The sequence below is a fragment of the Priestia sp. YIM B13551 genome (genome assembly GCF_042787905.1).
Taxonomy (GTDB): Bacteria; Bacillota; Bacilli; order Bacillales; family Bacillaceae_H; genus Priestia.
In genome coordinates, this window is sequence record NZ_JBHZOX010000001.1 from 103,932 (window position 1) to 128,094 (window position 24,163).

General features: G+C 39.3%; 27 protein-coding genes and 1 other annotated feature. Of the genes, 24 read left to right on the forward strand and 3 right to left on the reverse strand.

All coding sequences use genetic code 11. The features are described from left to right. Window positions 1-190 precede the first annotated feature (190 nt). The 12 genes from ACFX4N_RS00540 to ACFX4N_RS00595 all read left to right on the forward strand — a co-directional run bounded on the left by ACFX4N_RS00540 (window position 191) and on the right by ACFX4N_RS00595 (window position 9,466). Window positions 191-1,135 carry a DNA-binding transcriptional repressor DeoR gene (locus ACFX4N_RS00540; RefSeq protein ID WP_026106623.1) on the forward strand — a complete coding sequence of 315 codons (945 nt, stop codon included), beginning with the start codon at window positions 191-193 and terminating at the stop codon, window positions 1,133-1,135. 5 nt (window positions 1,136-1,140) lie between these two features. Continuing rightward, window positions 1,141-1,464, forward strand: a complete 324-nt coding sequence (locus ACFX4N_RS00545; RefSeq protein ID WP_063671870.1) for a hypothetical protein — start codon at window positions 1,141-1,143, stop codon at window positions 1,462-1,464. A 182-nt stretch (window positions 1,465-1,646) separates the two neighbouring features. Further along, window positions 1,647-2,948 carry a pyrimidine-nucleoside phosphorylase gene (locus tag ACFX4N_RS00550; RefSeq protein WP_013057477.1) on the forward strand — a complete coding sequence of 434 codons (1,302 nt, stop codon included), beginning with the start codon at window positions 1,647-1,649 and terminating at the stop codon, window positions 2,946-2,948. Window positions 2,949-2,969: 21 nt separating this feature from the next. Further along, entirely contained in the window at window positions 2,970-3,644 is a 675-nt protein-coding gene (deoC, locus tag ACFX4N_RS00555) for a deoxyribose-phosphate aldolase (RefSeq protein WP_377260645.1), read from the forward strand. Between the two features lie 59 nt (window positions 3,645-3,703). Continuing rightward, window positions 3,704-4,102 (forward strand): cytidine deaminase, encoded by a 399-nt coding sequence (locus ACFX4N_RS00560; protein ID WP_013057475.1) that lies wholly within the window; start codon window positions 3,704-3,706, stop codon window positions 4,100-4,102. 19 nt (window positions 4,103-4,121) lie between these two features. Then, a complete protein-coding gene (locus ACFX4N_RS00565; protein WP_013057474.1) occupies window positions 4,122-5,303 on the forward strand; it encodes a NupC/NupG family nucleoside CNT transporter in 1,182 nt (393 codons plus the stop codon). 148 nt (window positions 5,304-5,451) lie between these two features. Beyond that, a complete protein-coding gene (locus tag ACFX4N_RS00570) occupies window positions 5,452-6,066 on the forward strand; it encodes an AmiS/UreI family transporter (protein ID WP_013057473.1) in 615 nt (204 codons plus the stop codon). 42 nt (window positions 6,067-6,108) lie between these two features. Beyond that, window positions 6,109-6,353 (forward strand) — a binding site (T-box leader). Window positions 6,354-6,420: 67 nt separating this feature from the next. Continuing rightward, complete coding sequence (locus ACFX4N_RS00575; protein ID WP_377260648.1) at window positions 6,421-7,650, forward strand: MFS transporter; 1,230 nt, start codon at window positions 6,421-6,423, stop codon at window positions 7,648-7,650. A gap of 84 nt (window positions 7,651-7,734) precedes the next feature. Next, window positions 7,735-8,151 carry a DUF4275 family protein gene (locus tag ACFX4N_RS00580; protein ID WP_199866453.1) on the forward strand — a complete coding sequence of 139 codons (417 nt, stop codon included), beginning with the start codon at window positions 7,735-7,737 and terminating at the stop codon, window positions 8,149-8,151. A gap of 272 nt (window positions 8,152-8,423) precedes the next feature. Next, the gene (locus ACFX4N_RS00585; RefSeq protein ID WP_192100343.1) at window positions 8,424-8,771 is read left to right on the forward strand and encodes a DUF805 domain-containing protein; all 348 of its coding nucleotides are present in this window, start codon (window positions 8,424-8,426) and stop codon (window positions 8,769-8,771) included. 50 nt (window positions 8,772-8,821) lie between these two features. Continuing rightward, window positions 8,822-9,178: a DUF805 domain-containing protein gene (locus tag ACFX4N_RS00590; protein WP_377260651.1), complete on the forward strand. Its 357-nt coding sequence runs from the start codon at window positions 8,822-8,824 to the stop codon at window positions 9,176-9,178. A 150-nt stretch (window positions 9,179-9,328) separates the two neighbouring features. After that, window positions 9,329-9,466, forward strand: a complete 138-nt coding sequence (locus ACFX4N_RS00595; RefSeq protein WP_013057469.1) for a hypothetical protein — start codon at window positions 9,329-9,331, stop codon at window positions 9,464-9,466. A gap of 44 nt (window positions 9,467-9,510) precedes the next feature. Here the strand turns inward: ACFX4N_RS00595 and ACFX4N_RS00600 are convergent, their stop codons facing one another. After that, window positions 9,511-10,575: an LLM class flavin-dependent oxidoreductase gene (locus ACFX4N_RS00600; RefSeq protein ID WP_192100345.1), complete on the reverse strand. Its 1,065-nt coding sequence runs from the start codon at window positions 10,573-10,575 to the stop codon at window positions 9,511-9,513. 320 nt (window positions 10,576-10,895) lie between these two features. Here ACFX4N_RS00600 and ACFX4N_RS00605 point away from each other — a divergent pair, with 320 nt between their 5' ends. The 6 genes from ACFX4N_RS00605 (at window position 10,896) to ACFX4N_RS00630 (ending at window position 15,922) form a co-directional block, all read left to right on the forward strand. Continuing rightward, window positions 10,896-11,708 carry an amino acid ABC transporter substrate-binding protein gene (locus ACFX4N_RS00605; protein ID WP_029322351.1) on the forward strand — a complete coding sequence of 271 codons (813 nt, stop codon included), beginning with the start codon at window positions 10,896-10,898 and terminating at the stop codon, window positions 11,706-11,708. A gap of 151 nt (window positions 11,709-11,859) precedes the next feature. Continuing rightward, window positions 11,860-12,669: an SRA domain-containing endonuclease gene (locus ACFX4N_RS00610; protein WP_013057466.1), complete on the forward strand. Its 810-nt coding sequence runs from the start codon at window positions 11,860-11,862 to the stop codon at window positions 12,667-12,669. Window positions 12,670-12,851: 182 nt separating this feature from the next. Next, the gene (locus ACFX4N_RS00615; RefSeq protein WP_377260654.1) at window positions 12,852-13,763 is read left to right on the forward strand and encodes an NAD(P)/FAD-dependent oxidoreductase; all 912 of its coding nucleotides are present in this window, start codon (window positions 12,852-12,854) and stop codon (window positions 13,761-13,763) included. A gap of 114 nt (window positions 13,764-13,877) precedes the next feature. Beyond that, entirely contained in the window at window positions 13,878-14,156 is a 279-nt protein-coding gene (locus tag ACFX4N_RS00620) for a hypothetical protein (protein WP_013057464.1), read from the forward strand. A gap of 256 nt (window positions 14,157-14,412) precedes the next feature. Then, the gene (locus tag ACFX4N_RS00625) at window positions 14,413-15,414 is read left to right on the forward strand and encodes a DUF3231 family protein (protein ID WP_274589370.1); all 1,002 of its coding nucleotides are present in this window, start codon (window positions 14,413-14,415) and stop codon (window positions 15,412-15,414) included. 160 nt (window positions 15,415-15,574) lie between these two features. After that, window positions 15,575-15,922 (forward strand): DUF805 domain-containing protein, encoded by a 348-nt coding sequence (locus ACFX4N_RS00630; protein WP_211079050.1) that lies wholly within the window; start codon window positions 15,575-15,577, stop codon window positions 15,920-15,922. Between the two features lie 32 nt (window positions 15,923-15,954). On the opposite strand, the gene ACFX4N_RS00635 is transcribed toward ACFX4N_RS00630, so the two are convergent. Continuing rightward, window positions 15,955-17,139, reverse strand: coding sequence for an iron-containing alcohol dehydrogenase (locus ACFX4N_RS00635; RefSeq protein WP_377260657.1), 1,185 nt, complete (start codon window positions 17,137-17,139; stop codon window positions 15,955-15,957). 158 nt (window positions 17,140-17,297) lie between these two features. Between ACFX4N_RS00635 and ACFX4N_RS00640 the strand changes: the two genes are divergently transcribed. The 5 genes from ACFX4N_RS00640 to ACFX4N_RS00660 all read left to right on the forward strand — a co-directional run bounded on the left by ACFX4N_RS00640 (window position 17,298) and on the right by ACFX4N_RS00660 (window position 21,925). Then, window positions 17,298-18,398 (forward strand): sugar diacid recognition domain-containing protein, encoded by a 1,101-nt coding sequence (locus ACFX4N_RS00640; RefSeq protein WP_335440534.1) that lies wholly within the window; start codon window positions 17,298-17,300, stop codon window positions 18,396-18,398. A gap of 127 nt (window positions 18,399-18,525) precedes the next feature. Beyond that, window positions 18,526-19,794, forward strand: coding sequence for a GntP family permease (locus ACFX4N_RS00645; protein WP_013057459.1), 1,269 nt, complete (start codon window positions 18,526-18,528; stop codon window positions 19,792-19,794). Between the two features lie 22 nt (window positions 19,795-19,816). Beyond that, window positions 19,817-20,953: a glycerate kinase gene (locus ACFX4N_RS00650; protein ID WP_013057458.1), complete on the forward strand. Its 1,137-nt coding sequence runs from the start codon at window positions 19,817-19,819 to the stop codon at window positions 20,951-20,953. Window positions 20,954-21,150: 197 nt separating this feature from the next. Next, window positions 21,151-21,585 carry a GNAT family N-acetyltransferase gene (locus ACFX4N_RS00655; RefSeq protein WP_013057457.1) on the forward strand — a complete coding sequence of 145 codons (435 nt, stop codon included), beginning with the start codon at window positions 21,151-21,153 and terminating at the stop codon, window positions 21,583-21,585. A 118-nt stretch (window positions 21,586-21,703) separates the two neighbouring features. Continuing rightward, window positions 21,704-21,925, forward strand: a complete 222-nt coding sequence (locus ACFX4N_RS00660; protein ID WP_013057456.1) for a DUF3951 domain-containing protein — start codon at window positions 21,704-21,706, stop codon at window positions 21,923-21,925. A gap of 3 nt (window positions 21,926-21,928) precedes the next feature. On the opposite strand, the gene ACFX4N_RS00665 is transcribed toward ACFX4N_RS00660, so the two are convergent. Next, window positions 21,929-22,681: a uracil-DNA glycosylase family protein gene (locus ACFX4N_RS00665; protein WP_013057455.1), complete on the reverse strand. Its 753-nt coding sequence runs from the start codon at window positions 22,679-22,681 to the stop codon at window positions 21,929-21,931. 322 nt (window positions 22,682-23,003) lie between these two features. Between ACFX4N_RS00665 and ACFX4N_RS00670 the strand changes: the two genes are divergently transcribed. After that, window positions 23,004-24,038: a LacI family DNA-binding transcriptional regulator gene (locus ACFX4N_RS00670; RefSeq protein WP_013057454.1), complete on the forward strand. Its 1,035-nt coding sequence runs from the start codon at window positions 23,004-23,006 to the stop codon at window positions 24,036-24,038. Window positions 24,039-24,163 lie beyond the last annotated feature (125 nt).

Genomic DNA, 24,163 nt, shown 5'->3' on the forward strand with positions numbered 1-24,163 from the left:
ATATTAGAATGATTAAAATGCATATAAAATCAGAAAGAACTTTTTATCTTGTGTTATAAGGTGAAGTTCTTTTTTCTTTTTATAAAATCCCCTCTTGAAATTTTGTTCACCAAACAAGTAAACTAAAGACATAAGTTTGGTAAAATAGGGATAAGAAATTCATGAGGTAAGGGAGAACAAATCGATGGAGATGGATCAAGAGAAATTTAATAAAGTGATTGAAGCGGCAAGGATGTATTATATTCTTGATTATAATCAAAGTGAAATTGCAAAAAAGCTTGGTGTATCAAGGCCTACGGTTTCTCGATTGCTGCAGACAGCAAAAGAAGAAGGCATTGTTCAAATTAAAATTGTGGATTCATCTATCAATAGTGAAAAATTGTCTTCTCAGCTTGAACAAAAATTCAATTTAAAAAAAGCAATCGTCACACCGGTGCCTCAATATGAAAATCACATTATTAAAAGTCATCTAGGCGTGGCAGCAGCTGACTATCTCTATGACATCGTAAAAGATGGAGACATTATTGGGGTGACGTGGGGAACAACTCTTTATCAAGTGGCCATCGATTTAAAACAAAAGTATGTGAATGACGTGCAGGTTGTGCAGTTAAAAGGCGGAGTAAGCCATTCGGAAACGAGCACGTATGCTTCTGAAATTATGTACTTATTTGGAAAGGCATACAATACGCCTCCTATGCATCTTCCTCTGCCTGTAATTGTCGATCACGTAGTAGTCAAAAAAGCAATGGAAACGGATCGTCATATTAAGCGCATTTTAGATTTAGGCAAACAAGCCAATATTGCCGTCTTTACTACGGGACCCATTAAAACCGATTCGCTGCTTTTTCAGCTTGGCTACTTTTCCGAACAAGATGTAGAGATGATTTCCTCGCGAGCAGTAGGAGACATTTGTTCACGCTTTTTTGATAAAGATGGACAAATTTGCAATGAAAGCCTGGATGAACGGACGCTTGGACTTGATTTGGAAGAACTAAAGAAGAAAGAGTACGCTATTTTAGTAGCCGGCGGCGATCAGAAAATTGACAGCATTTACGGAGCGCTGCAAGGAAAATTTGCAAATGTGCTCGTTACTGATCAGTTCACGGCGCGCTTTTTGTTAGATAAACAAGAGTAAGGGAGATGAAGACGCTGTTTTTTCAAGAGCAAAAGCTTCATCGGATTGAAATAGTAGAAGATATTGTATCTTATTCTGCAGCATCTCTGCAGGCACAGCGAAATCGGTATCCTTTTCAAGCAGACGTTTCAAAAGACGGAGTGATTGCCAAAGGAACCACGGGCTATATCATTAAACGGTGGGGAAGAATGTATTTTTCTCCTTATGCTAATCAAAAAGGAATTGAACGGTTTACGCCGCCTGATCAGCCATACGTATTAATTCCTTATAAAAAGGTAAAGAATAAGTACCGAATCATGTTGTCGTTTGTGATAAAAGCTGAAAAATAAGGGAAGACTTCTGAGTGCGGAAGTCTTTTTTTATTCACTAAAACAGCGGCTATAAATATTTTTGAACAAATGTAAATATATATGTTTACAATTGTTCAAAGCTATTATATAGTAAGGGTGTAAGTTGTTGAAAACGTTTTAGTGGATGCACAATATGCAGATACTTTTAGGGGGAAAACGTCATGAGAATGGTTGACTTAATTGAAAAAAAACGTAATGGACATGAATTAAATAAAGCTGAAATTGATTTTATTATTGAAGGTTATACAAAAGGGGATTTACCTGATTATCAGCTATCGGCATTTGCGATGGCAATTTACTTTCAAGGAATGACACAGGAAGAACGCGTGAATTTAACGCAAGCAATGGTTGAATCAGGCGATCAAATCGACTTATCAAAAATTGAAGGTATTAAAGTAGACAAACACAGCACAGGCGGCGTAGGTGATACAACAACACTTGTATTAGGACCTTTAGTAGCTGCGGTTGATGTACCGGTTGCCAAAATGTCTGGCCGCGGCTTAGGACACACTGGCGGTACGATTGATAAACTTGAAGCAGTGCCTGGCTTCCACGTTGAAATTACAAACGAAGAATTCATTCGTTTAGTAAATACAAATAAAATTGCCGTTATCGGTCAAAGCGGAGACTTAACGCCAGCGGATAAAAAACTTTATGCGCTTCGTGATGTAACAGCAACAGTTGATTCGATTCCATTAATTGCAAGCTCAATTATGAGTAAGAAAATTGCAGCTGGAGCAGATGCAATTTGCCTGGATGTAAAGACTGGGAACGGCGCGTTTATGAAGAAGCTTGAAGACGCTGAAGAATTAGCAAAAGCAATGGTTGAAATCGGAAAAGGCGTAGGCCGAAACACAAAAGCAATCATTTCCGATATGAGCCAGCCTCTAGGTTTTGCGGTTGGTAATGCGCTTGAAGTGAAAGAAGCTATCGACACGTTAAAAGGCGAAGGACCTGAAGATTTAACAGAGCTTTGCTTAACGTTAGGAAGTCACATGGTTGTACTTGCTGAAAAAGCAAGCAGCTTAGATGAAGCGCGTGCAATGCTTCAAGAGGTAATTAAAAACGGAAAAGCACTAGAATCATTCAAAACATTCTTAAGCGCACAAGGCGGAGACGCTTCTGTTGCAGACGATCCGTCTAAATTACCGGATGCAGCGCACAAAATTGAAGTGCCAGCAAAAGAAGATGGATACATTTCAGAAATCGTTGCAGAAAAAATCGGCGTAGCAGCAATGAAGCTAGGTGCAGGACGCGCAACAAAAGAATCTGAAATCGACTTAGCAGTTGGTATCATGCTTAATAAAAAAGTTGGAGATTCAGTGAAAAAAGGCGACTCTCTTGTTACCATCCACAGCAACAGCGAAGATGTACAGGAAGTAATGGATATCGTTTATGATTCTTACAGCACGGTTGCTGAAAAAGTGGAAGCTCCAACGTTAATTTATAAAGAAATTCATTAAGAAGTAGAGAGGAAGAACAAAATGAGTCAAAACATTACGGGTATTATTGATCATACATTATTAAAAGCAGACGCAACAGAAGAGCAAATTACGGTTTTAGCACAAGAAGCAAAAGAATATTCATTCGCTTCAGTTTGCGTAAATCCAACGTGGGTAAAAAAAGCAGCTGAGTTATTAAAAGATGCTCCAGAAGTGAAGGTATGTACGGTAATCGGTTTCCCTCTTGGAGCTACTACTTCAGCAGTAAAAGCATTCGAAACAACAAATGCAATCGAAAACGGTGCAGATGAAGTAGATATGGTAATTAACATCGGCGCGTTAAAAGATAAAAACTATGACTTAGTGCAAAGCGACATTCAATCAGTAGTAGATGCTGCAAAAGGCAAAGCGCTAGTAAAAGTAATTATTGAAACAGCTCTTTTAACAGACGAAGAAAAAGCAAAAGTTTCTGAGCTAGCTGTAAAAGCTGGAGCTGATTTTGTTAAAACGTCAACAGGCTTCTCAACAGGAGGCGCAACGGTAGAAGACGTAGCGCTTATGAGAAAAACAGTTGGACCGGATGTAGGTGTAAAAGCTTCTGGAGGCGTTCGAGGCTTAGAAGATGCAAAAGCAATGATTGAAGCAGGTGCAACACGTATTGGTGCAAGCTCTGGCGTATCAATTGCAAAAGGTCAATTAAGCAACTCTGATTATTAATAAATGACAGCAGGTTAGTACTAGCTAACCTGCTGTAAACTAGGCAAAGGATGATGACTGTGGAGCCAAAACAATTAATAGATGAAGCAATCGCAGCAAGCAAACAAGCACATGTACCATATTCTCATTTCCATGTTGGTGCAGCTCTTTTAACAACCGATGGGAAGATCTATCGTGGATGCAATATTGAAAACGCTTCCTATGGATTGACGAACTGTGCTGAGCGAACGGCTATTTTTAAAGCTGTTTCAGAAGGGGACAAGCAGTTTTCAGCTATTGCAGTTGTAGGAGATACGGACGGCCCAATTTCTCCTTGCGGTGCATGCAGACAAGTATTAGCTGAGTTCTGTGATGATCACACACAAATTATCTTAGCAAACCTAAAAGGAGATTTTGTGATTACCAACATCAACGAAATCTTACCGGGCTATTTTTCATCAAAAGACTTACAAAAATAAGTAAGCAGTGGAGGATACTATGAAATATTTAATTGGCATCTTAGGGTTACTCGTTGTCTTTGGATTAGCGTATCTTGCAAGTAATAACCGCAAAGAAATCAAATATAGACCAATCATTATTATGGTTGTGATTCAAGTTCTTTTATCAGCTTTACTTCTAAATACAAAGTTTGGCTTGATTATTATCAATGCGATTGCCAGCGTTTTTGGAAAGCTGCTTTCATACGCAAACCAAGGAGTAGAGTTCGTATTTGGAGGCATTGCGAACAAAGGATCAATGCCGTTTTTCTTAAACGTCCTGCTTCCAATCGTTTTTATCTCTGTCTTGATTGGGATTTTACAGCACTTTAAAATTCTTCCTTTCATTATGAAATGGATTGGTTTAGTTCTCAGCAAGATTAACGGAATGGGAAAATTAGAGTCTTATAACGCAGTAGCTTCTGCGATTGTAGGTCAGTCAGAAGTATTTATTACTGTTAAAAAGCAACTAGACAAACTGCCGCCAAACCGTTTATATACGCTTTGTGCATCAGCTATGTCGACTGTTTCTATGTCAATTGTCGGTGCTTATATGACAATGATTGAACCAAAATACGTAGTAACAGCGATCGTTATTAACTTATTTGGCGGATTTATTATTTCTTCTATCATTAACCCTTACACAGTAACGGATCAAGAAGATATTTTAGAGGTACAAACAGGTCATAAGCAAACGTTCTTCGAAATGCTTGGCGAATATATTATGGATGGATTTAAAGTAGCGATTATCGTAGGCGCGATGCTGATTGGTTTCGTTGCGCTGATGGCTGCGATTGATAACGTGTTTGAAATGTTATTTGGTCTGTCGTTCCAGCATCTGCTTGGCTATGTGTTTGCACCGTTTGCATTCATTATGGGTGTTCCTGCTTCAGAAGTAGTAGCAGCCGGTGGAATTATGGCAACAAAACTTGTAACAAATGAATTTGTGGCAATGATGAGTCTTTCGGATATGGCTTCAACATTCAGTGCTAAAACACTTGGAATTGTATCTGTATTCTTAGTATCATTTGCTAACTTCTCATCAATCGGAATCGTGTCAGGAGCTGTTAAAGGCTTAAGCGAAAAGCAAGGAAATACAGTAGCGCGCTTTGGTCTTCGTTTACTGTACGGAGCTACGCTTGTAAGCGTATTGTCAGCGATTGTTGTCAGCTTTATTTTATAAGTGTAATAGAAACAGAAAGAAAAGCAGTTTCCTTTTCAAAAGGAATTGCTTTTTCTTTTTTACATGTAAACCGTAACTCCGCACAATCTAAAGAAAAACATCCACACAGAGGAGGACAAGAAAAGCTGGGGGCTTTTCTTACTGAAAAATGGATCAAATTGGACTATTGCTGTCAGGTGCAGCTTTATTTTTAAACGGACTGATGCTGCTTGGAAAAGCAGATGAGAAAAATGTAGGCGTATTTAACTTATTTGTTGGAGCTTTTCAAGTTATTGTTCCGTTTTATTTAATTATTACGTCAGACCAAAGCAACTGGATTTTATATGAAAGAACGGCAATCTTTTTATTTGGCCTCACGTATTTGTATGTAGGGGTGACGGTATTAAAAGGAATGCAGGGAACAGGACTTGGCTATTACTCGCTTTGGGTATCGATTATCGCTTTGGTGTACGTGACCGTTTCTCTTGTTCATTATCATGACGTAGTTAACGCTATTACATGGATTCTTTGGTCATTTTTATGGTTTTTATTTTATGTGCTTAATACGAGCAAAAAAGATGTATCTGCATATGTGGGGAAAGTGGCGATTGTACAGTCTTGGGTGACCTTAACAATTCCAGCGCTGTTTTCGCTAACGGGCGTATGGGGAAATAAAGATATGTACAATATGTGGGGAATCGTGCTGGTAGCTTCCATCATTTATTTTGTATACGTAGGATATCGACTATTCTTTTCTCAGCCGAAAAAAATGATTTTGAAATAAAGTATTTACAAAAAATAGATAATAATGGTAAGATGTTAGAAATTAAATGCCGTGAAGAGAAAAGTAGACAGCGCGTATTCTTAGCAGAGAGCTCCGGAAGCTGAAAAGGAGCAAGAGAAACGCTGTTGAAGCAAGCCTCTGAGCAGCGCATTGGATCTAACGTGATAGTGCGACGGCTGCTTCCGTTACAAAGCTAGAGTATAAGCGAAAGCCGTACTCGATAAGGTTTATATGGCGACATATGAACAAACTAGGGTGGCACCGCGATTAATAATCTCGCCCCTAAGACACATGTCTTGGGGGTGGGATTTTTTTATTGACTGTAATCAATAATGAAGCGGAGGCCTTTCTTTTATGAAAAATAAGCTGTTGTCTTGGAAATACCCGTTTTTATTGCTGTTTGGAATTGGCACTAGCAATATCGGCGACTGGATTTATTTAATTGCTTTAAATGTCATGATGCTTGATATGACGAATTCGCCGCTTGCGGTTTCAGGGCTATACATGATAAAGCCGCTTGCTGCGCTATGTACAAATATATGGTCTGGAAGCTTAATTGACCGCATGAATAAACGGAAGCTTATGATGTTTTTAGATTGGATGCGCGCGGGGATTATTGCTTGCTTTCCGTTTTTCTCATCCATACTGATCATTTATGTGCTGGTATTTATCATCAGTATGGCAAGTTCAATGTTTCGGCCGGCATCGATGGTTTATATCACAAAGCTTATTCCAAGTGAAAAACGAAAAAGATTTAATTCGCTGCGCAGTTTGATTGACTCAGGAGGCTTTCTTCTTGGTCCGGCCGCAGCCGGTGCGTTATTTATGATTGGAACGCCTGCGTTTGCTATCTATGCCAATGCTGCAGCGCTCGTGTTGTCAGGGATGGTTACTTTATTAATGCCGAACTTAGATATAAAAACAGAAGCTAAAGAAAGTAAACTCTCTGTAAACACCATTAGAGAAGACTGGAAAGCGGTGTTTCGTTTTAGTAAAACAAACAAATATACTATGACGATTTATGTGTTATTCAGTTTTTTAATGGTCATGGCTACAGCAATTGATTCACTTGAAGTTTCGTTTGCAACAAAAGTCATTCATTTGTCCGAAAGCGAGTACGGGTTTTTAGTGAGCGTAGCAGGTGCAGGCATTATGATTGGCGCAGTTATTAATACACTGTTTGCTAAGAAGCTGTCCACGAACTTTCTAATAGGTACCGGCAGTGTAGGAGTATCGCTTGGCTATTTGCTGTATGCGTGTTCGTCTTCTCTTCAAACCACTGGAACAGGATTTTTTAGCTTATCTTTTGCGTTAGCTTTTGCAAGTGCTGGTTTTCAAACCTTTTATCAAAACAGCATTCCCGTTGACATGATGGGCAGAGTAGGAAGTATCTATGGACTGCTTGAGTCACTGCTGATCATTATCATGACTTTTTTATGCGGCATGGCTGCGCACATCTTTTCGATTCAAGGAGCTGTAGTTGGTGGAAGCCTGATTATGTTTTTAAGTACGATTATATTGTTTTTGTGCACGTTAAAGCCTACGTTTTATAAAGTGAATTTGGTCAAAAAGCAAGGAATCTAACGCACCGGTACTATTGGACAAATAAGTTAAGAAGCCGATAAAAAGAAATGAATACAGAATAAAGGATGAGAAAGCACAGTGAAAATGAAAGATGCGTTAAAGAAAAAAGGAATGTTTGTTAAAAAATTACCGAATCAAGGTGAGTTCTTCCGAAAGCGGTGGGAAAATGAATTTGCAAGTGCTTTAAGCGCATCGCAAAAAAAGAAAATTTATATGGACCAGTTTCTGTGGCATGCATTTAGCTATGAAAAGCTCCCTTGCTTACAAGGAGAACAAGCGATTCAAGCGTTCGAACAGCAAATAAAGAACGACTGTTATTTGTTGTTTGAGCATGATGAACGGGTGCTGCAGCTATCTAAATGTAAGCATCTAACAAGCGCTGATTTAAGTAAAAATACAAACATGTATTTAGAAGATTTATATGTGGTTGATGAAGATTTCACATGGAATTACGTGATTACCCATGAAAGCTCATGTGGACCTTACTTTTACCGAACATAATAAAGATAGAGCCTGCCGTGTTTATTAATATGGCAGATTTTTTCTATAAAAGAACATTTTATTAATTAAAAGTAATTATAGTAATAAAATGGTTTTTGATCTAAAAGTTTTGGGTATTTATTACTAAATATTATCCATCTATCTCCTATATCTATATTGCCATTTGGGATTTTTTCAAAAAATAGGATGTGAAATTAATTTTTTGTATGCTAAGGCAATTACTGCTAGTAAGCTTGTCTTACAAAATTCGTTTTGAAAAAGGAGGTTTTTGTATGAAATGGTATTTACATGTACTAAAAAATTATAGAACGTTTCAAGGAAGAGCAACGCGTAAAGAGTATTGGATGTTTGTCTTATTTAATTTTATTATGTGGTGTGTGCTTTCAGCTATTGAACTTATAACAGATATGCCTCCGTTTTTGCGTATAGTTTATCTTGTTGCAGTCTTCATTCCATCTCTTGCTGTGACGGCACGCCGACTGCATGACATAGGAAGAAGCGGCTGGTGGCAGCTCATTAGTATTATTCCGATTGCCGGAGCTATTTGTCTATTAATTCTTCTTTGTCTAAGAAGTGAGTCGCAGCTAAATCGGTTTGATGTACCTAATAAAGTTGCGTAGGCTTTTAACCGTTAGCTAGTTTAATTTAATGAACAAAGAGAGGGTTTAAAATGCACTGGTATATAAAAGCGTTAAAAAATTACGCGACGTTTCGAGGAAGAGCAACGCGTACGGAGTATTGGGAGTTTACATTATTTGGTTATATCTTTGCGTTCGTTTCATATATCTTTATTGCTATTGACTCACTTGCTTTATTTGGAGCTATTTTAGCATTCGCCTATGCAGTAGCAATGATTCTGCCTTCGCTTGCAGTTACTGTTCGCCGACTGCATGTCATAGGAAGAAGCGGCTGGTGGTATTTAATTAACTTTGTTCCAGTTATCGGAGGCATTTGGCTGCTCATCTTATTTTGTCAAAGAAGCGAAGTAACAGCCAATATTTACGACACAGACACGCAGGCATCTTAACCAGAGTAGTTTATTAGTTTAAAAAGTTAGTAAACTAAACGTGCGAATTGTTTCTAATTAAAAAGAGGTTGGGACAAAAGTAGTTTAGTTCGGATTTTTTCATAGTGTGATGGTGAACGTAAATTTTATGTATGTAGGTTCTTCTAGCAGTTGATTGGAGGGCAAGGCGAAGACTCCTGCGGGAAAAGCGGGACAGATGAGACCCCGCAGGAGCGCAAGCGACGAGGAGGTTCAGCGCCCGCCCGCGGAAAGCGAAGCCTTGCACGGAAATCAACGGCGGTGTCATAAGCGGTTCAGCTCATGTATCTGATTTGTTCGTCTTTAGGTTAGATTCATTTCGTTATGTCCCGGCCTCTTTTTTCATTTTCCCACACGCTGCTGGGAATTTCTTTTCGAAGAACAGGTGCAATATCACTTGCAAAGCGCTCTAGCTGTTCGCGCTGTTCTGCTTCGCTTATACCGTCTACGCTGATGCTCAGCACTTCGTTTCCATAAGCATGGTAATAGTCTATTATTTTTTCAATGATTTGCTCCGGGCTTCCTACTAAAGCAGGACCGTGTTGAACGATGTCTTCGAGTGACGTGAACGGCGATTGATTATGTTTGGCTGCTTCCGTATTGCTAAAGGCGTTATAGTACGGGCGATAGCGGCGAATCGCTTCTTCCCCTGTATTAGAAATATATAGGCTGCTCGCCCCCGAACCGACGATGGCCTTGCGTGGGTCATGGCCATAATAAGCCAAACGTTCCCGGTAATGGTCAATCAGCGCTTTATATTTAGCCTGAGGATGGAAGGAATTAGATGAAAATAGCGGCTCTCCGTATTTAGCCGCAAGTTCTGTAGACAGCGGGCTTGACGCGCTTCCATGCCAAACGGGAATAGAAGGCTGAAACGGGCGAGGCTGAGTCGTAACGTTAGTTAAAGGCGGACGATAACGGCCGCTCCACGTGACATTTTCTTCTGTCCAAAGCTGTTTCAAAAGAGCGTATCTTTCAGCAAGAGACTCCCATTGTTCTTCTTCTGTAATGCCAAAAAGCGGATAATGACGCGGGTCGTTGCCTTTTCCAATAATCAGTTCAAGGCGTCCACCCGACAGGTGATCAAGCGTTGCATAATCTTCAGCTACTCGTACAGGATCTAAAATGCTTAGAACCGTAACAGTAGTAAGAAGACGAATGTGTGACGTTTTAGCAGCGATTGCACTTAAAACAACGGGAGGAGAAGAAGACAAAAAAGGAGCTCCGTGTCTTTCGCCGACTCCGTAAGCATCAAAACCTAATTTTTCTGCCAGCACTGCTTGATTTAACACATGCTGAAATTTTTCTTGAGCAGTTAATGTTTCTCCAGTAACCGGGTTCGGGATGTTTTGAATAAGACTAAATAAAGCAAATTTCATACGTTTTACCTCCAAAAGATAAATTGGTGGATGACAATAAAAAAAGCAAACGTACACTCATTATCGTGTCCATTTGCCTCCAGTTGACTGGTAGATATGTAGTTTCATTGTTTTATTAGTTGTATCTTAAGCGGTAGACACCAAGCTGTCAAGATAATCTTTTTCTCAAAGCCCACTTGATTTATCGGTTAACTAGTATTATGATGTGAATAATCTTACACGAAGTAAGCCCACTGGTTAACCAGAGGCTCTTGATGAAGCAGATGCTTTATCAAGAGCCTCTTTTTATTACATAATATAGGGATTTAGGGGAGGAACGCATGAAAAAATATTGGCTGTTTTTACTTTCAATTGTAGTAGCTGTTAGCGTGGCAGGCTGCGGAACAAACGTATCTTCAAGTGCAGGAAAAAAGAAAGAAAAAGATGTTCAAACGATTGTTGTTGGAACAGGCACTCAGTTTCCTAATATTTGCTTTATTGATGATAAAGGCAAACTGACCGGCTATGATGTAGAAGTAGTAAGAGCAATCGACAAAGAGTTAAAGGATTATAAATTTGAATTTAAAACGATGGAATTTTCAAATCTGCTTCTCAGCTTAGAAAGTAATAAAATTGATATGATTGCTCATAATATGGCTCAAAACGCTGAGCGAAAGAAAAAGTTTTTATTTAATGATGAAACATATAATTATTCTCCGCTTTATGTAACGGTTCCTAAAAATCGAAATGATATTCATTCCTTAAAAGATTTAGAAGGTAAAAAAATGATTGTAGGAGCTACAAGCAATGCGGCCGTTTATCTAGACAAATACAATCAAAAACACGGCAATAAAATCGATGTAGTTTACGCCGGTCAAGGTGCGGATGATGCCACAACTCAATTAAAAACAGGCCGGGCAGATGCTACGCTTGCGACCCCATTTTCCATCGACTTTAGCAATCAAGCGCTGAAATTTCAGCAAAAAACGGTTGGAGATATCGTGATTAATTCAAAAGTGTATTTTATGTTTAACAAAAAAGACGAAAAGTTAAAGTCGGAAGTCGATCAGGCGATTAAAAAGCTGAAAAAAGACGGTACTTTAAAAAAACTCAGCACAAAATGGCTAGGAGAAGACTATACGGTGCAAAATTGACTATAGCAAAAAAGCAGCTGCCCATACAGCTGCTTTTTTTGTATGATATAAATCCAATAGATAGAAGAAACGATCTGCAAAGAAAACAAAAATTAGTGTATAGTAGAGCTATAAGTACTATAAAAGCAGGACCGCAGTAGGAGGCAATTCATTGATTACGGATTTACAGCGCGGAGATTTCTTTCAAAAAGGACATCGTTATCGCAGAAAACAAATTCATAAGCTTTATAAAGGGCAAGAACAAAGCGAAATATCAACGCCAAAAGCGCATCCATATATTTTTATTTTCACAAAAGAAAGCGGAAGTGAATACGGAACAGGACACGGATGGAATAGAGATAAAACCTCTTTTTTCTATACGGGAGAAGGTCAAAGAGGATCGATGCAGCTCATTAAAGGCAATAAAGCGCTTCGCGAACATTTCCAATCGGGAAAAGCCGTTTACTTGTTTCACTACGTGGAGCCTGGAGTGGTCGAGTTTGTGGATGAAGTGACGTATATTAATCATCAATTAGAAATCATGTGGGACTCAGACGGAGAGCTTCGTGAAGCCATTATTTTTGAACTTGAACGAAATCCTGTAATTGAGGAAAAAGCAGCAAAGCTGGATGTTTCACCTTATTCAACTGAACAGCTTCGTCATATAGCATTAGGGGAAGAAAAAAAGACAAGTGTTTACGAACAAACGGCAGCTCTTAAACAATATGTTCACAAACGCGCAGCAGGTATTTGTGAAGCCTGCGGAGAAAGCGCGCCGTTTATCGCAAAAGATGGAAGCTCCTTTTTGCAAATGTATTATCTTTCAAAGCTTTCAGAGAGCGGGCTCGCTAAGCCAAAGGACGCTGCGGCACTATGTCCCAACTGTTATAGTCGTCTACGCTACGGGAAAGATAGTGAAGTATATAAAGAAGAGCTGATTACTAAAATTAATGAAAAAGAAGCAGGAAAGAAAAATGAGTAATATCGTCTTTTTTCATTTTATAAAAAACCGTCTCTAGGCAGGGCAGCTGCCGAGGCGGTTTTTTTGTATGTAGAATGACCTCAAAAAATAAAGACAATAAAGCGTATAAAAATAATAGAAAAACAGATAATGAAAAACTGAAGCTTTCGTTTAAAAAATAGTAAAAGCTGGGGTGATGTGGTGTGGCAGACAAGTATGACTGCGTTATTATAGGTGGAGGAATTGCAGGACTTCAAGCCGCTATTCAGCTTGGAAGATATAAGCGCAGTGTATTGGTTATTGATTCAAACGATGGACGTTCCAATCTTTGCAAAAATTATCAAAATATATTGGGATGGCCTGAGGGAATAAGCGGGCAAACTCTAAGAGAAACGGGAAGGAAGCAAGCAAAAAGCTACGGCATTCAATTTGCAGAAGAACGTGTTATTCAATGTCAAAAGGAAATAGAGGGGTTTAGCGTCATTACAAACTCTGCTAACTACGAAGCAGCTACTTTACTGTTTGCGACGGGAGTAGTAGACCGGGTTCCGCCTGAACTTCAGCAAGAGCTATATCCCTGTATGGGAAAAACAGTATATGTATGTCCCGACTGTGACGGATACGAAGTAAATAATAGAAGGGTATTAGTACTAGGGTCGGGAAAAGCAGGAGCCAGTTTATCTCTTACGTTAACATATTGGACAAATGACATTACGTACATTAATCATGACAAAAAAGAGATTGGACCTTTAGCAGATACCTTGATGCAAAAGGGAATTACCTATAAAGAAGCGGCAATAAAAAAAGTCATAGCTGAAGCAGAAATGTTAAAAGGAGTCATCCTCGAAAACAATGAATTTATCTATGGAGAAAGAGGTTTTTTAGCGTTTGGAGGAAATAAAGTTCGAACAGAATTAGCCCATGAGCTCGGAGTAGAACTTCTAGAAAATCAGCACATTATCGTAAATCCGCGTACAAAAGAAACAAATGTTTCAAACGTGTGGGCAGCAGGAGACATTGTGGCTCATTCTGAACAAGTTACGGTAGCGATGGGAGAAGGTTTACAAGCCGCTATTTGGATACACAAACGCTTGTTAGAGCTTCATGAAAAATAATTGTTTTTTTATAAAAAAAGTTAAGATTGCATGTTTTGTTTCCTTTTTGTTAGGGAAATGGAAATGAAAGAAAGAAAAAAATGATTAAAAATGAGGAGAAGGAGTGGCAAAAAAGTGGTATATAGTCAAGTGGTAAGAAAACCTGAGTTTCAACAAGCGGAATCGGAAGGGTTAAATGAAGCCATTCACGAGTACATAACTCGTCGTACACGTCACAATGCACCGGTTGTGGATGCGCTTCGATATATTATGACCATTGAACATAAACATGAACGTATGCAGGTAGCAGCAGAACTGTTCGGATCAGCTATTCAGCGTGTAAAAGATCAAGATATTATTCAATATCTAAAAAAGTGCGGAAGCTACAAAAGAATTTCTGATACGACGGAATAAAACCGTTCTCTTTGAAAAAGCGCCTTTAATGGAAAGGGGCTTTTTTTGTTTCCTCCATTTAAAAGCGAAGGCAAATACATAGAATTCTTCCAGTTTGTGCATAGTAAATGAAGCAGAATTAATTGAGGAAGAGACAGAGTTTTGTATCTGACTACGTGAATGAACATTAAAGTAGAATACAATCTTCATTTGTACAGATACCCACTCTTGAATAAATAAAGCTATACGTATGTAGCCCTAGCAGGAGGTTTAGTATATGAGTCAAGAAATACCGTTAAGTTCAAGTGAAATTGCTACTCTTTGGATGACCTATCAGCAAAAGACAATGATCCGAAGAATTTTAGAATATTTTATTGCGCACGCAGAAGATGACCAAGCAAAAGAAATTATGCAAGATACGCATATGCAAGTGGTGAATTATATTGAAGATATCAAAACGATTCTAAAAAATGAAGGGGCAGCCATACCGGTAGGATACACAGAAAAAGACGTAAATGTCGGTGTTCCTAAGCTTTATGATAAGATGTTTGATATTATGTTTCTTCGCCTTTTAAAAGAAATTAGCATGGGGCTACATACGCTTCATTTAACCATGTCCTACAGAAAAGACATGATCTCTCTATATAAAGAGCTTACCGCTTTCACGCAAAGTGGCTATGACAAATGTGTAGATTATCTTCAGGAAAAAAACGTGCTTCCAAGGCCTCCAGCTGTTTCAGTACCTAAAACAGTGAAGTTTGCTGAAGGTACAGATTACATGAATGGAATCCATTTATTTTCCAGTAAACGTGCATTAAATACTGTAGAGGTAGCACATATTTACTACGCTATTGAAACCAACGTTCTTGGCATGCAAATGATCACAGGGTTTGCTCAAGTAGCAAGTGAGCCTGAAGTGAAGAAGTACTTTGTAAAAGGAAAAGAGCTGGCTAAAAAAGTTGTAAGTGATTATAGTAAAATTCTTTTGGAGAGCGATATTCAGACGCCTGCGACGTGGGGAGCGAAAGCGACCGAGTCAAAAGTAGCACCTTTTTCAGATAAACTAATGATGTATTGTGTGAGTTTATTCTGCAGTTTCGGGCTAGGAAGCAACGCTTTAGGCACTGCGTTTAGTTTACGTGGAGATCTTCCTCTTACTCTTGTCAGTACGGCCAAAGACATTTTAACATACGGGCAAGACGGGGGAAAAATCATGGCCAAAAACGGATGGCTTGAGGAACCGCCAAGTATGGAAGACCGAAATGATTTGATTAAATAGAAAAGCATAATACATTACGAAAACTTCTTTTTGTGAAAGAAGTTTTTTCTTTTGCATAAAAAATGTCGTTATTTGTTCGTTTAACGGTTTGTTTTTTGAATAAAAAGGATATATAAACTATAAATTTACAATTTTATACCAAAAAAGGAGGATGTTGCATATGAAGTGGTACATAAAAGTGTTGAAAAATTACGGGACGTTTTCTGGCAGAGCAAGCCGAACTGAATACTGGATGTTTGTGTTAGTTAACTTTGTTATTTCATTTATTCTTTCGTTCATTCAGTTCGTGATTGATAAGCCTCTTTTTCTGCCGGTAATCTACTCGTTATTGGTTGCAGTCCCTTCGTTAGCGGTAGGAGCAAGAAGGCTCCACGATACGGGAAAAAGCGGATGGTGGCAGCTTATTACATTGGTTCCACTGATTGGCGGTATTTGGCTGATTATTTTATTCTGTCAGCCTAGCGATCCAAAAGAAAATCGTTTCGGTACAACGGCCAAAGCAGCATAATTAGAACTCCCCCTTAGGTAAGGGGGAGTTTTTTAGTGGACAGGTTCTACTATAGCGCCATCATAAGCCGATTGGTAAATAGCTCTTATGTCTTTCTCATGAAGAGGCAAAGGGCTGCGAGCAAGAATTCGTTTTTGCTGGACGCCATCTGCTGTCAGCTTTTGAAGGGCACTTTCTGGAATATTAAAGCCGCGAAGGGTTTGAGGAATGCCGACGTCTTCAACAAGTGACTGCAGCTGCTTTACACACTGATAAGAAGCTTCTTCTTCTGATAAAGAGGTCACGTTTCCGCCTAGTGCTTCAAAAATATCACGCATCTTCGCCACGCAGCTGCTGCGTATGTAACCCATCACATATGGAAGCAATACGGCGTTTGATTCACCGTGAGAAATATGAAACTGTCCACCTAATGGGTAAGCAAGTGCATGAACACCTGCAACACCTGCATTAAAAAACGCAAGCCCTGCTAAATAGCTTCCGTAGCTCATCTGAGTTCGCGCTTCTTTATCTTTGCCATTTTCTACAGCTGTTCTTAAAGAAGAGCTAATCATGCGTATAGCCTTTAGTGCTAAGGCATCGGTTGCTAGATTTGCATTTACTGATATATAAGCTTCAACAGCATGAGTTAATGCATCAACCCCTGTAGCCGCCGTTACTTTAGGAGGCACGCTAAGCGTAAGCTCGGGATCTACAATCGCAACGTCCGCAATCAAATAGTCGTGGGTCACAACATCCTTGGTGCTTTCAAGAGACAGCACAGAAATATTCGTTACTTCTGAACCCGTGCCGGAAGTAGTGGGAATTAAAATTTTTGGAAGACCTTTTTTTGAAATTTGTTTCTTACCAGTTAAGTTCAAGTATTCTTCTACAGCTCCGTCATGAACGGCTAAAACGGCCGTAAGTTTTGCTAAATCTAACGCGCTGCCGCCGCCAACGCCAATGACTAAATCAAATTTTCGGCTTTTTGCGTAGGATACGAGTTTTTCACCGAGTGCTAAAGGCGGCTCTGGTGCCGTATCTGCATATACATCTACTTCGTATCCGTTTTTGATAAGGGGAGAACTCACTTTATCTACAAGTCCAATATCTTTTAAAACAGGGTCTGTGACAATTAAAATATGAGCAGGGTGATATTTTTTTACTTCCGGAAGCAGTTGCTGAAGTGATCCCCATCCTGTATAGCTAAGAGGGGTAAAAACTAGTTTTGAAACAGTCATTCTTTTATCCTCCTATAGGCACTGTTTTGTTGGCGGTTTCAAAGATGTGGTTTTGCTTCTACGTATATTATAATGAAGTATCGCAAATTTTTCATTGAATGCAAATTAGCTGTCACGAAAAAATTGAGCTTTACTTCACAGAAACAAAGGATGGGGAAATGTTGAGATACGTAACAAAAGAATTAGCTCAGAAAATTGTGTGTAGAACGATGGAGATTATTGATTGCAACATTAACGTGATGAACGAAAAAGGAGTCATTATTGGTTCGGGTGACAAAAATAGAATTGACCATATTCATGAAGGAGCGTTAATGGTATTAAAAAACGGAAGCCCGTATGAAATTACTCAACAGCAGGCCGACTTGCTGCGCGGGGCCAAACCAGGCGTGAACTTGCCTATTTTCTTTAACGGAGAAATTGTTGGAGTCGTGGGATTAACAGGACTGCCAGAACAGATTCGTAATTACGGAGAGCTTGTGCGCATGGCGGCTGAAATGATTTTTCAAGAAATGATTTTAATAGAGGAAATTCAATGGGACGAACGATTAAAAGAAGAGGTGGTTCATCAGCTTCTTCGACAAGAAGAGCCGCTTGACTCTTTATTTTTTGACCGGACGAATCGCTTTGATATTAACTTATACCTTCCACGAGTGGCAATCATTGTTACAGCTGAAAATCGTCATAAAGTCATGAAACGTGTAAAGAAATATATAACTAATAATGACTTATATGCTATGCTTCCAGACGGAGTGGTCATATTAAAATCTATAGAAGCAGGCAGCGCTAGCAGCTATGCGGAACAGCTGGAAAAACAGCTTCGGGCGTCTGGTATGGTGTGTAAGTTAGCGGCAGGATCTGTTCAAGCTGACTTTAAAGGCCTTCATATATCTTATCAGCAGGCAAAAGATACGCTTGCCGTCGGTTCTAAGCTTCACCCAGAAGCTGTTTTCTACTGCTATTCGGATTATCAAATTCCCGTGCTGTTACGTCAAAGCGCCGGTTTTCAAGAAAATCATGAGCTGTTGCATCACTATGAAAAGCTTAAGGAATACGATAAGAAAAAAGAACTTATCGAAACGTTAACGGTCTACATAGAAGAAAATGGCGAAGGAAGCACGGCAGCTAAAAAGCTTTTTATACATCGAAATACGCTAAGCTACCGTCTAGATAAAATCCAAAGCATCACAGGAAAAGATCCAAGGAAAGTAAAAGACCTTCTCGAACTGTATGTAGCGCTACTGCTATCTAAAATTTCATAATTGTGCACGTGCATAAAAGATCTTGCGATAGTGAGGTCTTTTTCTGTTGAAGTGACTAATGAAAGAATATAAGATAGCGCTTACAATTAACGTTAGGGACAGGAGAAACAAGAAAGGGGATGGCTTTATGGACGTTCAAGTAAGCGCGTTAGGCGCGATTTGTGCATTAGTAATTGCTATTATATTAATCTTAAAGAAAGTGGCTCCCGCATACGGAATGATAGCCGGAGCTTTAATTGGAGGACTGATTGGCGGAGTTAATATTGCTGATACTGTTAATTTAATGATTGAAGGAGCGCAAGGCATCATTCCCGCAGTGCTGCGGATTCTTGCAGCCGGTATATTGGCTGGGGTATTAATAGAATCAGGTGCTGCAGCGGTTATAGCAGAAACCATTGTAAAAAAACTAGGGGAAACAAAAGCGCTTTTAGCTCTAGCGCTAGCCACACTCATTCTTACGACAGTAGGTGTGTTTGTTGATGTGGCTGTGATCACAGTGGCGCCTATTGCTTTAGCCATTGCTAAACGTACGGGTATGTCAAAGCCGGCTATTTTATTAGCGATGATTGGAGGGGGAAAGGCAGGGAATTTAATGTCTCCTAATCCTAACGCCATTGCTGCTTCAGATGCATTTAATATTCCTCTTACATCCGTGATGGCTGCAGGAATTATTCCCGCTGTATTTGGCGTAGCGGCCACTTATCTAGTAGCCAAACGATTAGTGAAAAAAGGAACAATGGTTCAAGCTGAAGAAATAGATACAGTGGATGCAAGCAGCTTGCCGCTGTTTTTAACAGCCATCATAGCACCAATTGTTACCATCGTGCTCCTGGCGCTGCGACCGCTTTTTGATCTTAATATTGATCCAATGGTTGCGCTTCCTGCAGGAGGAATTGTTGGTGCCATTGTGATGAAAAAAGGAAAACAGCTTAATACATATGCTATTTCTGGATTAGGGAAAATGTCAGGTGTAGCCATTATGCTTCTCGGAACGGGGACATTAGCAGGAATTATTGCTAACTCCCAGCTAAAAGACGTTATTATTCACGGCTTGTCTGCCATTGGATTGCCAGCTTATGTTTTAGCACCGGTTTCAGGTATTTTTATGTCAGCGGCAACGGCTTCGACAACTGCAGGAACAGCAGTCGCAAGCCAAGTTTTTGGATCGACAATTTTAGAGCTAGGCGTATCTGCTTTAGCCGGGGCTGCTATGGTTCATGCCGGAGCGACCGTACTTGATCACCTCCCGCACGGAAGCTTTTTCCACGCAACGGGCGGAAGTGTAAACATGAAAATAAAAGAACGTTTAAAATTAATCCCTTACGAATCGCTTATTGGACTCATTATGGCAATTGTATCCACGCTTATATTTGGTGTATTAAAGCTATACGGCTAAAAATAAAAAGGAGTGTTTGCACATGAAAATTGTGATTGCACCTGATTCATTTAAAGAAAGCTTAACGGCTCTTAACGTTTGTGAAGCGGTTGGAAAAGGAATAAAAGCTCATTTTCCTAACGCGGAGATTAGTAAAGTACCTATGGCAGACGGTGGAGAAGGAACCGTTCAGTCGCTTGTAGACGCGACGGGTGGAGAGATTATACAAACAAAGGTAACCGGACCGTTAGGAAAAACGGTGGAAGCTTTTTACGGAATTCTTGGCGGGGGCAAAACGGCTGTTATTGAAATGGCAGCCGCTTCAGGCCTTCATCATGTTCCCGTGGATAAACGCAATCCGCTTATAACAACAACGCGAGGAACCGGCGAGCTCATTCTTAAAGCGTTAGATCACCAAGTGAAGCATATCATTATTGGCATCGGAGGAAGTGCTACAAATGATGGAGGAGCCGGTATGGCAAAAGCTTTAGGGGCAAAACTTCTTGATGCTAACGGAGCAGAAATTAAAGAAGGAGGCGGCAGTTTAGATCAGTTAGCCTCTATTGATCTTGCAAACTTGGATTCTCGGCTTGCTGAAGTCAAAGTAGAAGTGGCGTGCGATGTAGACAATCCGTTAACAGGTGAAACCGGGGCATCTGCGGTATTTGGTCCTCAAAAAGGCGCAACTCCTGATATGGTTAAACGGCTTGACCGTAATTTAGCTCATTACGCAGCAGTTATTGAAAAAGAAATGGATACTCATATCCAAAGTGTTCCTGGTGCTGGAGCGGCAGGAGGACTTGGCGGCGGCTTGCTGGCATTTTTATCTGCGGAGTTAAAGCCAGGTGTAGACATTGTCATTGAAGCAACTCAGTTAGAAAGATATATTAAGGGTGCTGATCTTGTCATTACGGGCGAAGGAAGAATTGATGGTCAAACCATTTACGGAAAAACACCCATCGGCGTAGCCAAAACAGCAAAAAAACACAGTGTTCCCGTGATAGCCATAGCAGGAAGCATTGGAGCGGGAAGCGAAGCTGTATATGAACACGGTATTCATGCTTTATTCAGCGTCGTGCCCGGTGCAGTGGCTCTGTCAGAAGCGCTGGAAAAAGCCGATGAAAATATTGAACGAACGGCTAAAAACGTAGCGTCAGTTATACGTTTAGCCATAAAATAAAGGACTTAAAGTTCTTCTTATTCTCTTTTTAATAAATGTTAGAAGGTTTCTTCCATCAGAAGGGACCTTTTTTTCGTTTAGGGCTGAAGTAGGCTGCTATCATTCTTTTGAAATTTTAATGTTATAATTAACCAATTGTTAAAATGATTTATATATAAATGAGTTTCAAAAAAGTTGATAGGAAAAGGAGAAACATGATGAAAAATCAAGTTCGTTTACTGAGAGATAAAGAATTAGAAGAAGCAGCAATTATCTATACAAACGTTTTTAGTGGTTCACCGTGGAATGAGCCTTGGAGTAGGAACACTGCTTATGCCCGTTTATATGATATTAGTAAAACTCCAGGGTACATAGGGATAGGTTACTTCCATAGTGAAAATAATAAACTCATAGGATTTATAGTAGGAAATGAAGAACAATGGGCGAACTATAAGACGTTTTATTTAAATGAAATTTGTGTGTTAACCAGCATTCAGCAGACTGGAGTAGGAACAAGCCTTTTAACTTTTCTGAAAGAATTGCTTGTACAAAGGAAGGTAAAAGAAGCATATGTGTCTACTGAAAGAGGTCAAGGCAAACCAGCACGTTTTTTGAAAAGAAGGGTTTTATCATCCATAAATCCCGTATATTGATGACGGTAAATATAGATTGAATATAAGGGAAAGAATGTAGGGGATTTGCTTTGTCGTTTTAGAAGAAAAGTGCAATAACTAAACGTAAGCAGCGTATTAGAGTAGGAGGAAATAACCCATGGCTTTTTCGTTACTAATTTTAGTCGCTATTTTAATGGTTAGTATTCCGCTGATGATCATTATCGTTAAAACGGTTTGGCACCGAAAGCTTCCTCGTAATTACTACACGCCGTTTGATTATCTTGCTGTACAAACAGAAGAGGAGTTTCATGAAGAACAAACCGAACGAGAAATAGAAGAAAGAGAAGGAGATGTTATAAAAAGAAAGAGCCAAAACTAGTTTTCAGCTCTTTCTTTTTGCAGCCCAATCCTCCACAATTTCCGTAAATTCACCTAGGTGTTCTTCAAATATCCGTTTTCGATGTCCGTTTGCTCCGGATGGATGTGGAAAGCCAAATAAATACGTATGCCGAGAAAGCGAAGGTTCACCCGAAAGCTTTCTTAAAACATTTTCAACTGCTTTTCCTAGCGGAACGATTAAGCACGGATTCTTTATTTCGTTCAATTCCTGTGGAAACACTTCAAAAGCATAGCGAGAAAGAAGCGCTGAGCGTTCAATTGGCGGCTGATGTCCGGTATAGTTTTTTCCTTTATAAAACACGGGATATTTCAGTACAGACGTTGTATGCAGTAAATCTCGCTGTGAAGCAAATAACTCAGCGGCACTGTTAATACCCATGGCTTTTGCAATTCCGCATTGATCTAACATGTCTATTAAATTGACTCTCATCGTCCCGCTAAAGCTAGCGGTTTTTTTTGTTTCGTACAGCACTTGTTCAACCTGGTGATGAGCCAGGCTGGAAATGCATTGTTTAAAAGCTGTTTTCATTTGAAACCACCCTGGTGTGATGCCTGCAATAACAATATGAGCGTCTGGATTTATGTAGTCGTTATGAGGCGAGTAGTACATGCTTAATTCATGTTCTTGCCCGATTAAAAAGTCTTTTTGCAACAGCTGTTCTTTCGTAAAATTTATGTTATGCAATTGTTGAATGGCAGGCAGACATTGTTGGAAATAAGAATGTTGGCTAATCATAGGCTCTCTCTTTCCTTATCAGTATTTCTTCTTTTATTTTCCCCAACAAACCGTTTTATATCAAATATGAACAAATTCTTATGAAAATTAATATTTACTAAAAGTTTACTTAAGTTTTAGTTCGGTGTGATAAAAACAAAGTAGTAATAGCAGTGATTTTGTCATTTTAAAGGCGGAAATAACAAAATAAATGAGAATTTTTTGATAAATTTACTGAAATTTTAAAAATATTTATTGAAAGCGTTTTATTAGTGTGCTATTCTTCCAATATAAGAGATAAATATTTAGTAAAAATAGAAGATTATAATAGAGAGGTAAAAAGATGGCAACTTTAAAAGATATAGCGGCGTACGCTAATGTTTCCAGTTCAACTGTATCAAGAGTACTAAATAATGATCATACGCTTTCTGTATCTGAGGTTACCCGTGAACGTATTCTGCATGCAGCCAAGGAGCTGCAATATACGCCTGTGAAGATACGAAAAGGAACGGCAAACGGAAAAGACCTCGAAGCTCCAAGAATAGGTATTATTTTTGCTCAGTCCCTTGAAGAAGAGCTAGTAGACCCTTTTTTCTCCTCTATTCGCCATGGAATAGAAAGTGAATGCTCAGAAAAAGAAATTTTTACAGTAAAGTCATTTAGGCTAAAAGGCATGAAGCAAGAAGAGCTGCTGCAGGATCTTGATGGAGTGATTGTAGTGGGAAGAGTTAGTCCAGAAACGGTTCAAGAAGTGAGCGATCATTTAGATACTATTGTTTTTATTAATCACAAAGCGGATGAGGATTTGTACGATTCGGTCATGATTGATTTTGAGAAAGCTACTAAACACGCATTAAATCATTTATTTGGCCTCGGTTATAAAAAAATTGGCTATATCGGAGGGACAGAAAGAGAACATTATATAAATGGAAGCTCTATTATTGAAGATCAGCGTCAAACGGTTTTTGAACGCGTTATGCATGAAAAAGGCCTGCTCGATTCTGAGAAAGTTTATATAGGAGAGTACTCAATGACTGAAGGGTATGAGCTAATGGGACAAGCGATTAAGCAAGGAAATCTTCCTGAGGCATTTTTTATCGCAAGTGATGCAATGGCGATAGGAGCAATGCGTGCCCTACAGCAATCAAATATAAAGGTTCCTGAAGATGTAGCGATTGTAAGCTTTGATGATGTGGATATCGCAGCATTTGCGAGCACGCCGCTCACCACGGTTAAAGTATATACTGAAGAAATGGGAAGGCAGGCTGTTAAAATGCTAGTAGATCGGTTAAGCGGCAGATCCGTTCCTTTAAAAGTCATGGTGCCGACTAAATTAATTTATCGTGAAAGCTGCGGAGCTTTGCTCAAGAAACAGTAGCCTAAAAGTTATAACTTGAAAGGGGGTGATAGAAAAGAAGAATTCATACATAAAGAGTGATAAGGGGGAAGAAAAATAGAAAAAAACATAGAAAAAGCAGGTTAAAAAGCCCTAGAAACTACATA

What these genes read in the sequence shown, in the direction of transcription:
- ACFX4N_RS00655 (WP_013057457.1), top strand. Translation starts at nt 21,151, where the DNA reads ATGAAAAATCAAGTTCGTTTACTGAGAGATAAAGAATTAGAAGAAGCA.
- ACFX4N_RS00625 (WP_274589370.1), top strand. Translation starts at nt 14,413, where the DNA reads ATGAGTCAAGAAATACCGTTAAGTTCAAGTGAAATTGCTACTCTTTGG.
- ACFX4N_RS00585 (WP_192100343.1), top strand. Translation starts at nt 8,424, where the DNA reads ATGAAATGGTATTTACATGTACTAAAAAATTATAGAACGTTTCAAGGA.
- ACFX4N_RS00660 (WP_013057456.1), top strand. Translation starts at nt 21,704, where the DNA reads ATGGCTTTTTCGTTACTAATTTTAGTCGCTATTTTAATGGTTAGTATT.
- ACFX4N_RS00580 (WP_199866453.1), top strand. Translation starts at nt 7,735, where the DNA reads ATGAAAGATGCGTTAAAGAAAAAAGGAATGTTTGTTAAAAAATTACCG.
- deoC (WP_377260645.1), top strand. Translation starts at nt 2,970, where the DNA reads ATGAGTCAAAACATTACGGGTATTATTGATCATACATTATTAAAAGCA.
- ACFX4N_RS00570 (WP_013057473.1), top strand. Translation starts at nt 5,452, where the DNA reads ATGGATCAAATTGGACTATTGCTGTCAGGTGCAGCTTTATTTTTAAAC.
- ACFX4N_RS00605 (WP_029322351.1), top strand. Translation starts at nt 10,896, where the DNA reads ATGAAAAAATATTGGCTGTTTTTACTTTCAATTGTAGTAGCTGTTAGC.
- ACFX4N_RS00665 (WP_013057455.1), bottom strand. Translation starts at nt 22,681, where the DNA reads ATGATTAGCCAACATTCTTATTTCCAACAATGTCTGCCTGCCATTCAA.
- ACFX4N_RS00575 (WP_377260648.1), top strand. Translation starts at nt 6,421, where the DNA reads ATGAAAAATAAGCTGTTGTCTTGGAAATACCCGTTTTTATTGCTGTTT.
- ACFX4N_RS00670 (WP_013057454.1), top strand. Translation starts at nt 23,004, where the DNA reads ATGGCAACTTTAAAAGATATAGCGGCGTACGCTAATGTTTCCAGTTCA.
- ACFX4N_RS00630 (WP_211079050.1), top strand. Translation starts at nt 15,575, where the DNA reads ATGAAGTGGTACATAAAAGTGTTGAAAAATTACGGGACGTTTTCTGGC.
- ACFX4N_RS00540 (WP_026106623.1), top strand. Translation starts at nt 191, where the DNA reads ATGGATCAAGAGAAATTTAATAAAGTGATTGAAGCGGCAAGGATGTAT.
- ACFX4N_RS00635 (WP_377260657.1), bottom strand. Translation starts at nt 17,139, where the DNA reads ATGACTGTTTCAAAACTAGTTTTTACCCCTCTTAGCTATACAGGATGG.
- ACFX4N_RS00600 (WP_192100345.1), bottom strand. Translation starts at nt 10,575, where the DNA reads ATGAAATTTGCTTTATTTAGTCTTATTCAAAACATCCCGAACCCGGTT.
- ACFX4N_RS00565 (WP_013057474.1), top strand. Translation starts at nt 4,122, where the DNA reads ATGAAATATTTAATTGGCATCTTAGGGTTACTCGTTGTCTTTGGATTA.
- ACFX4N_RS00590 (WP_377260651.1), top strand. Translation starts at nt 8,822, where the DNA reads ATGCACTGGTATATAAAAGCGTTAAAAAATTACGCGACGTTTCGAGGA.
- ACFX4N_RS00645 (WP_013057459.1), top strand. Translation starts at nt 18,526, where the DNA reads ATGGACGTTCAAGTAAGCGCGTTAGGCGCGATTTGTGCATTAGTAATT.
- ACFX4N_RS00640 (WP_335440534.1), top strand. Translation starts at nt 17,298, where the DNA reads ATGTTGAGATACGTAACAAAAGAATTAGCTCAGAAAATTGTGTGTAGA.
- ACFX4N_RS00650 (WP_013057458.1), top strand. Translation starts at nt 19,817, where the DNA reads ATGAAAATTGTGATTGCACCTGATTCATTTAAAGAAAGCTTAACGGCT.
- ACFX4N_RS00545 (WP_063671870.1), top strand. Translation starts at nt 1,141, where the DNA reads ATGAAGACGCTGTTTTTTCAAGAGCAAAAGCTTCATCGGATTGAAATA.
- ACFX4N_RS00550 (WP_013057477.1), top strand. Translation starts at nt 1,647, where the DNA reads ATGAGAATGGTTGACTTAATTGAAAAAAAACGTAATGGACATGAATTA.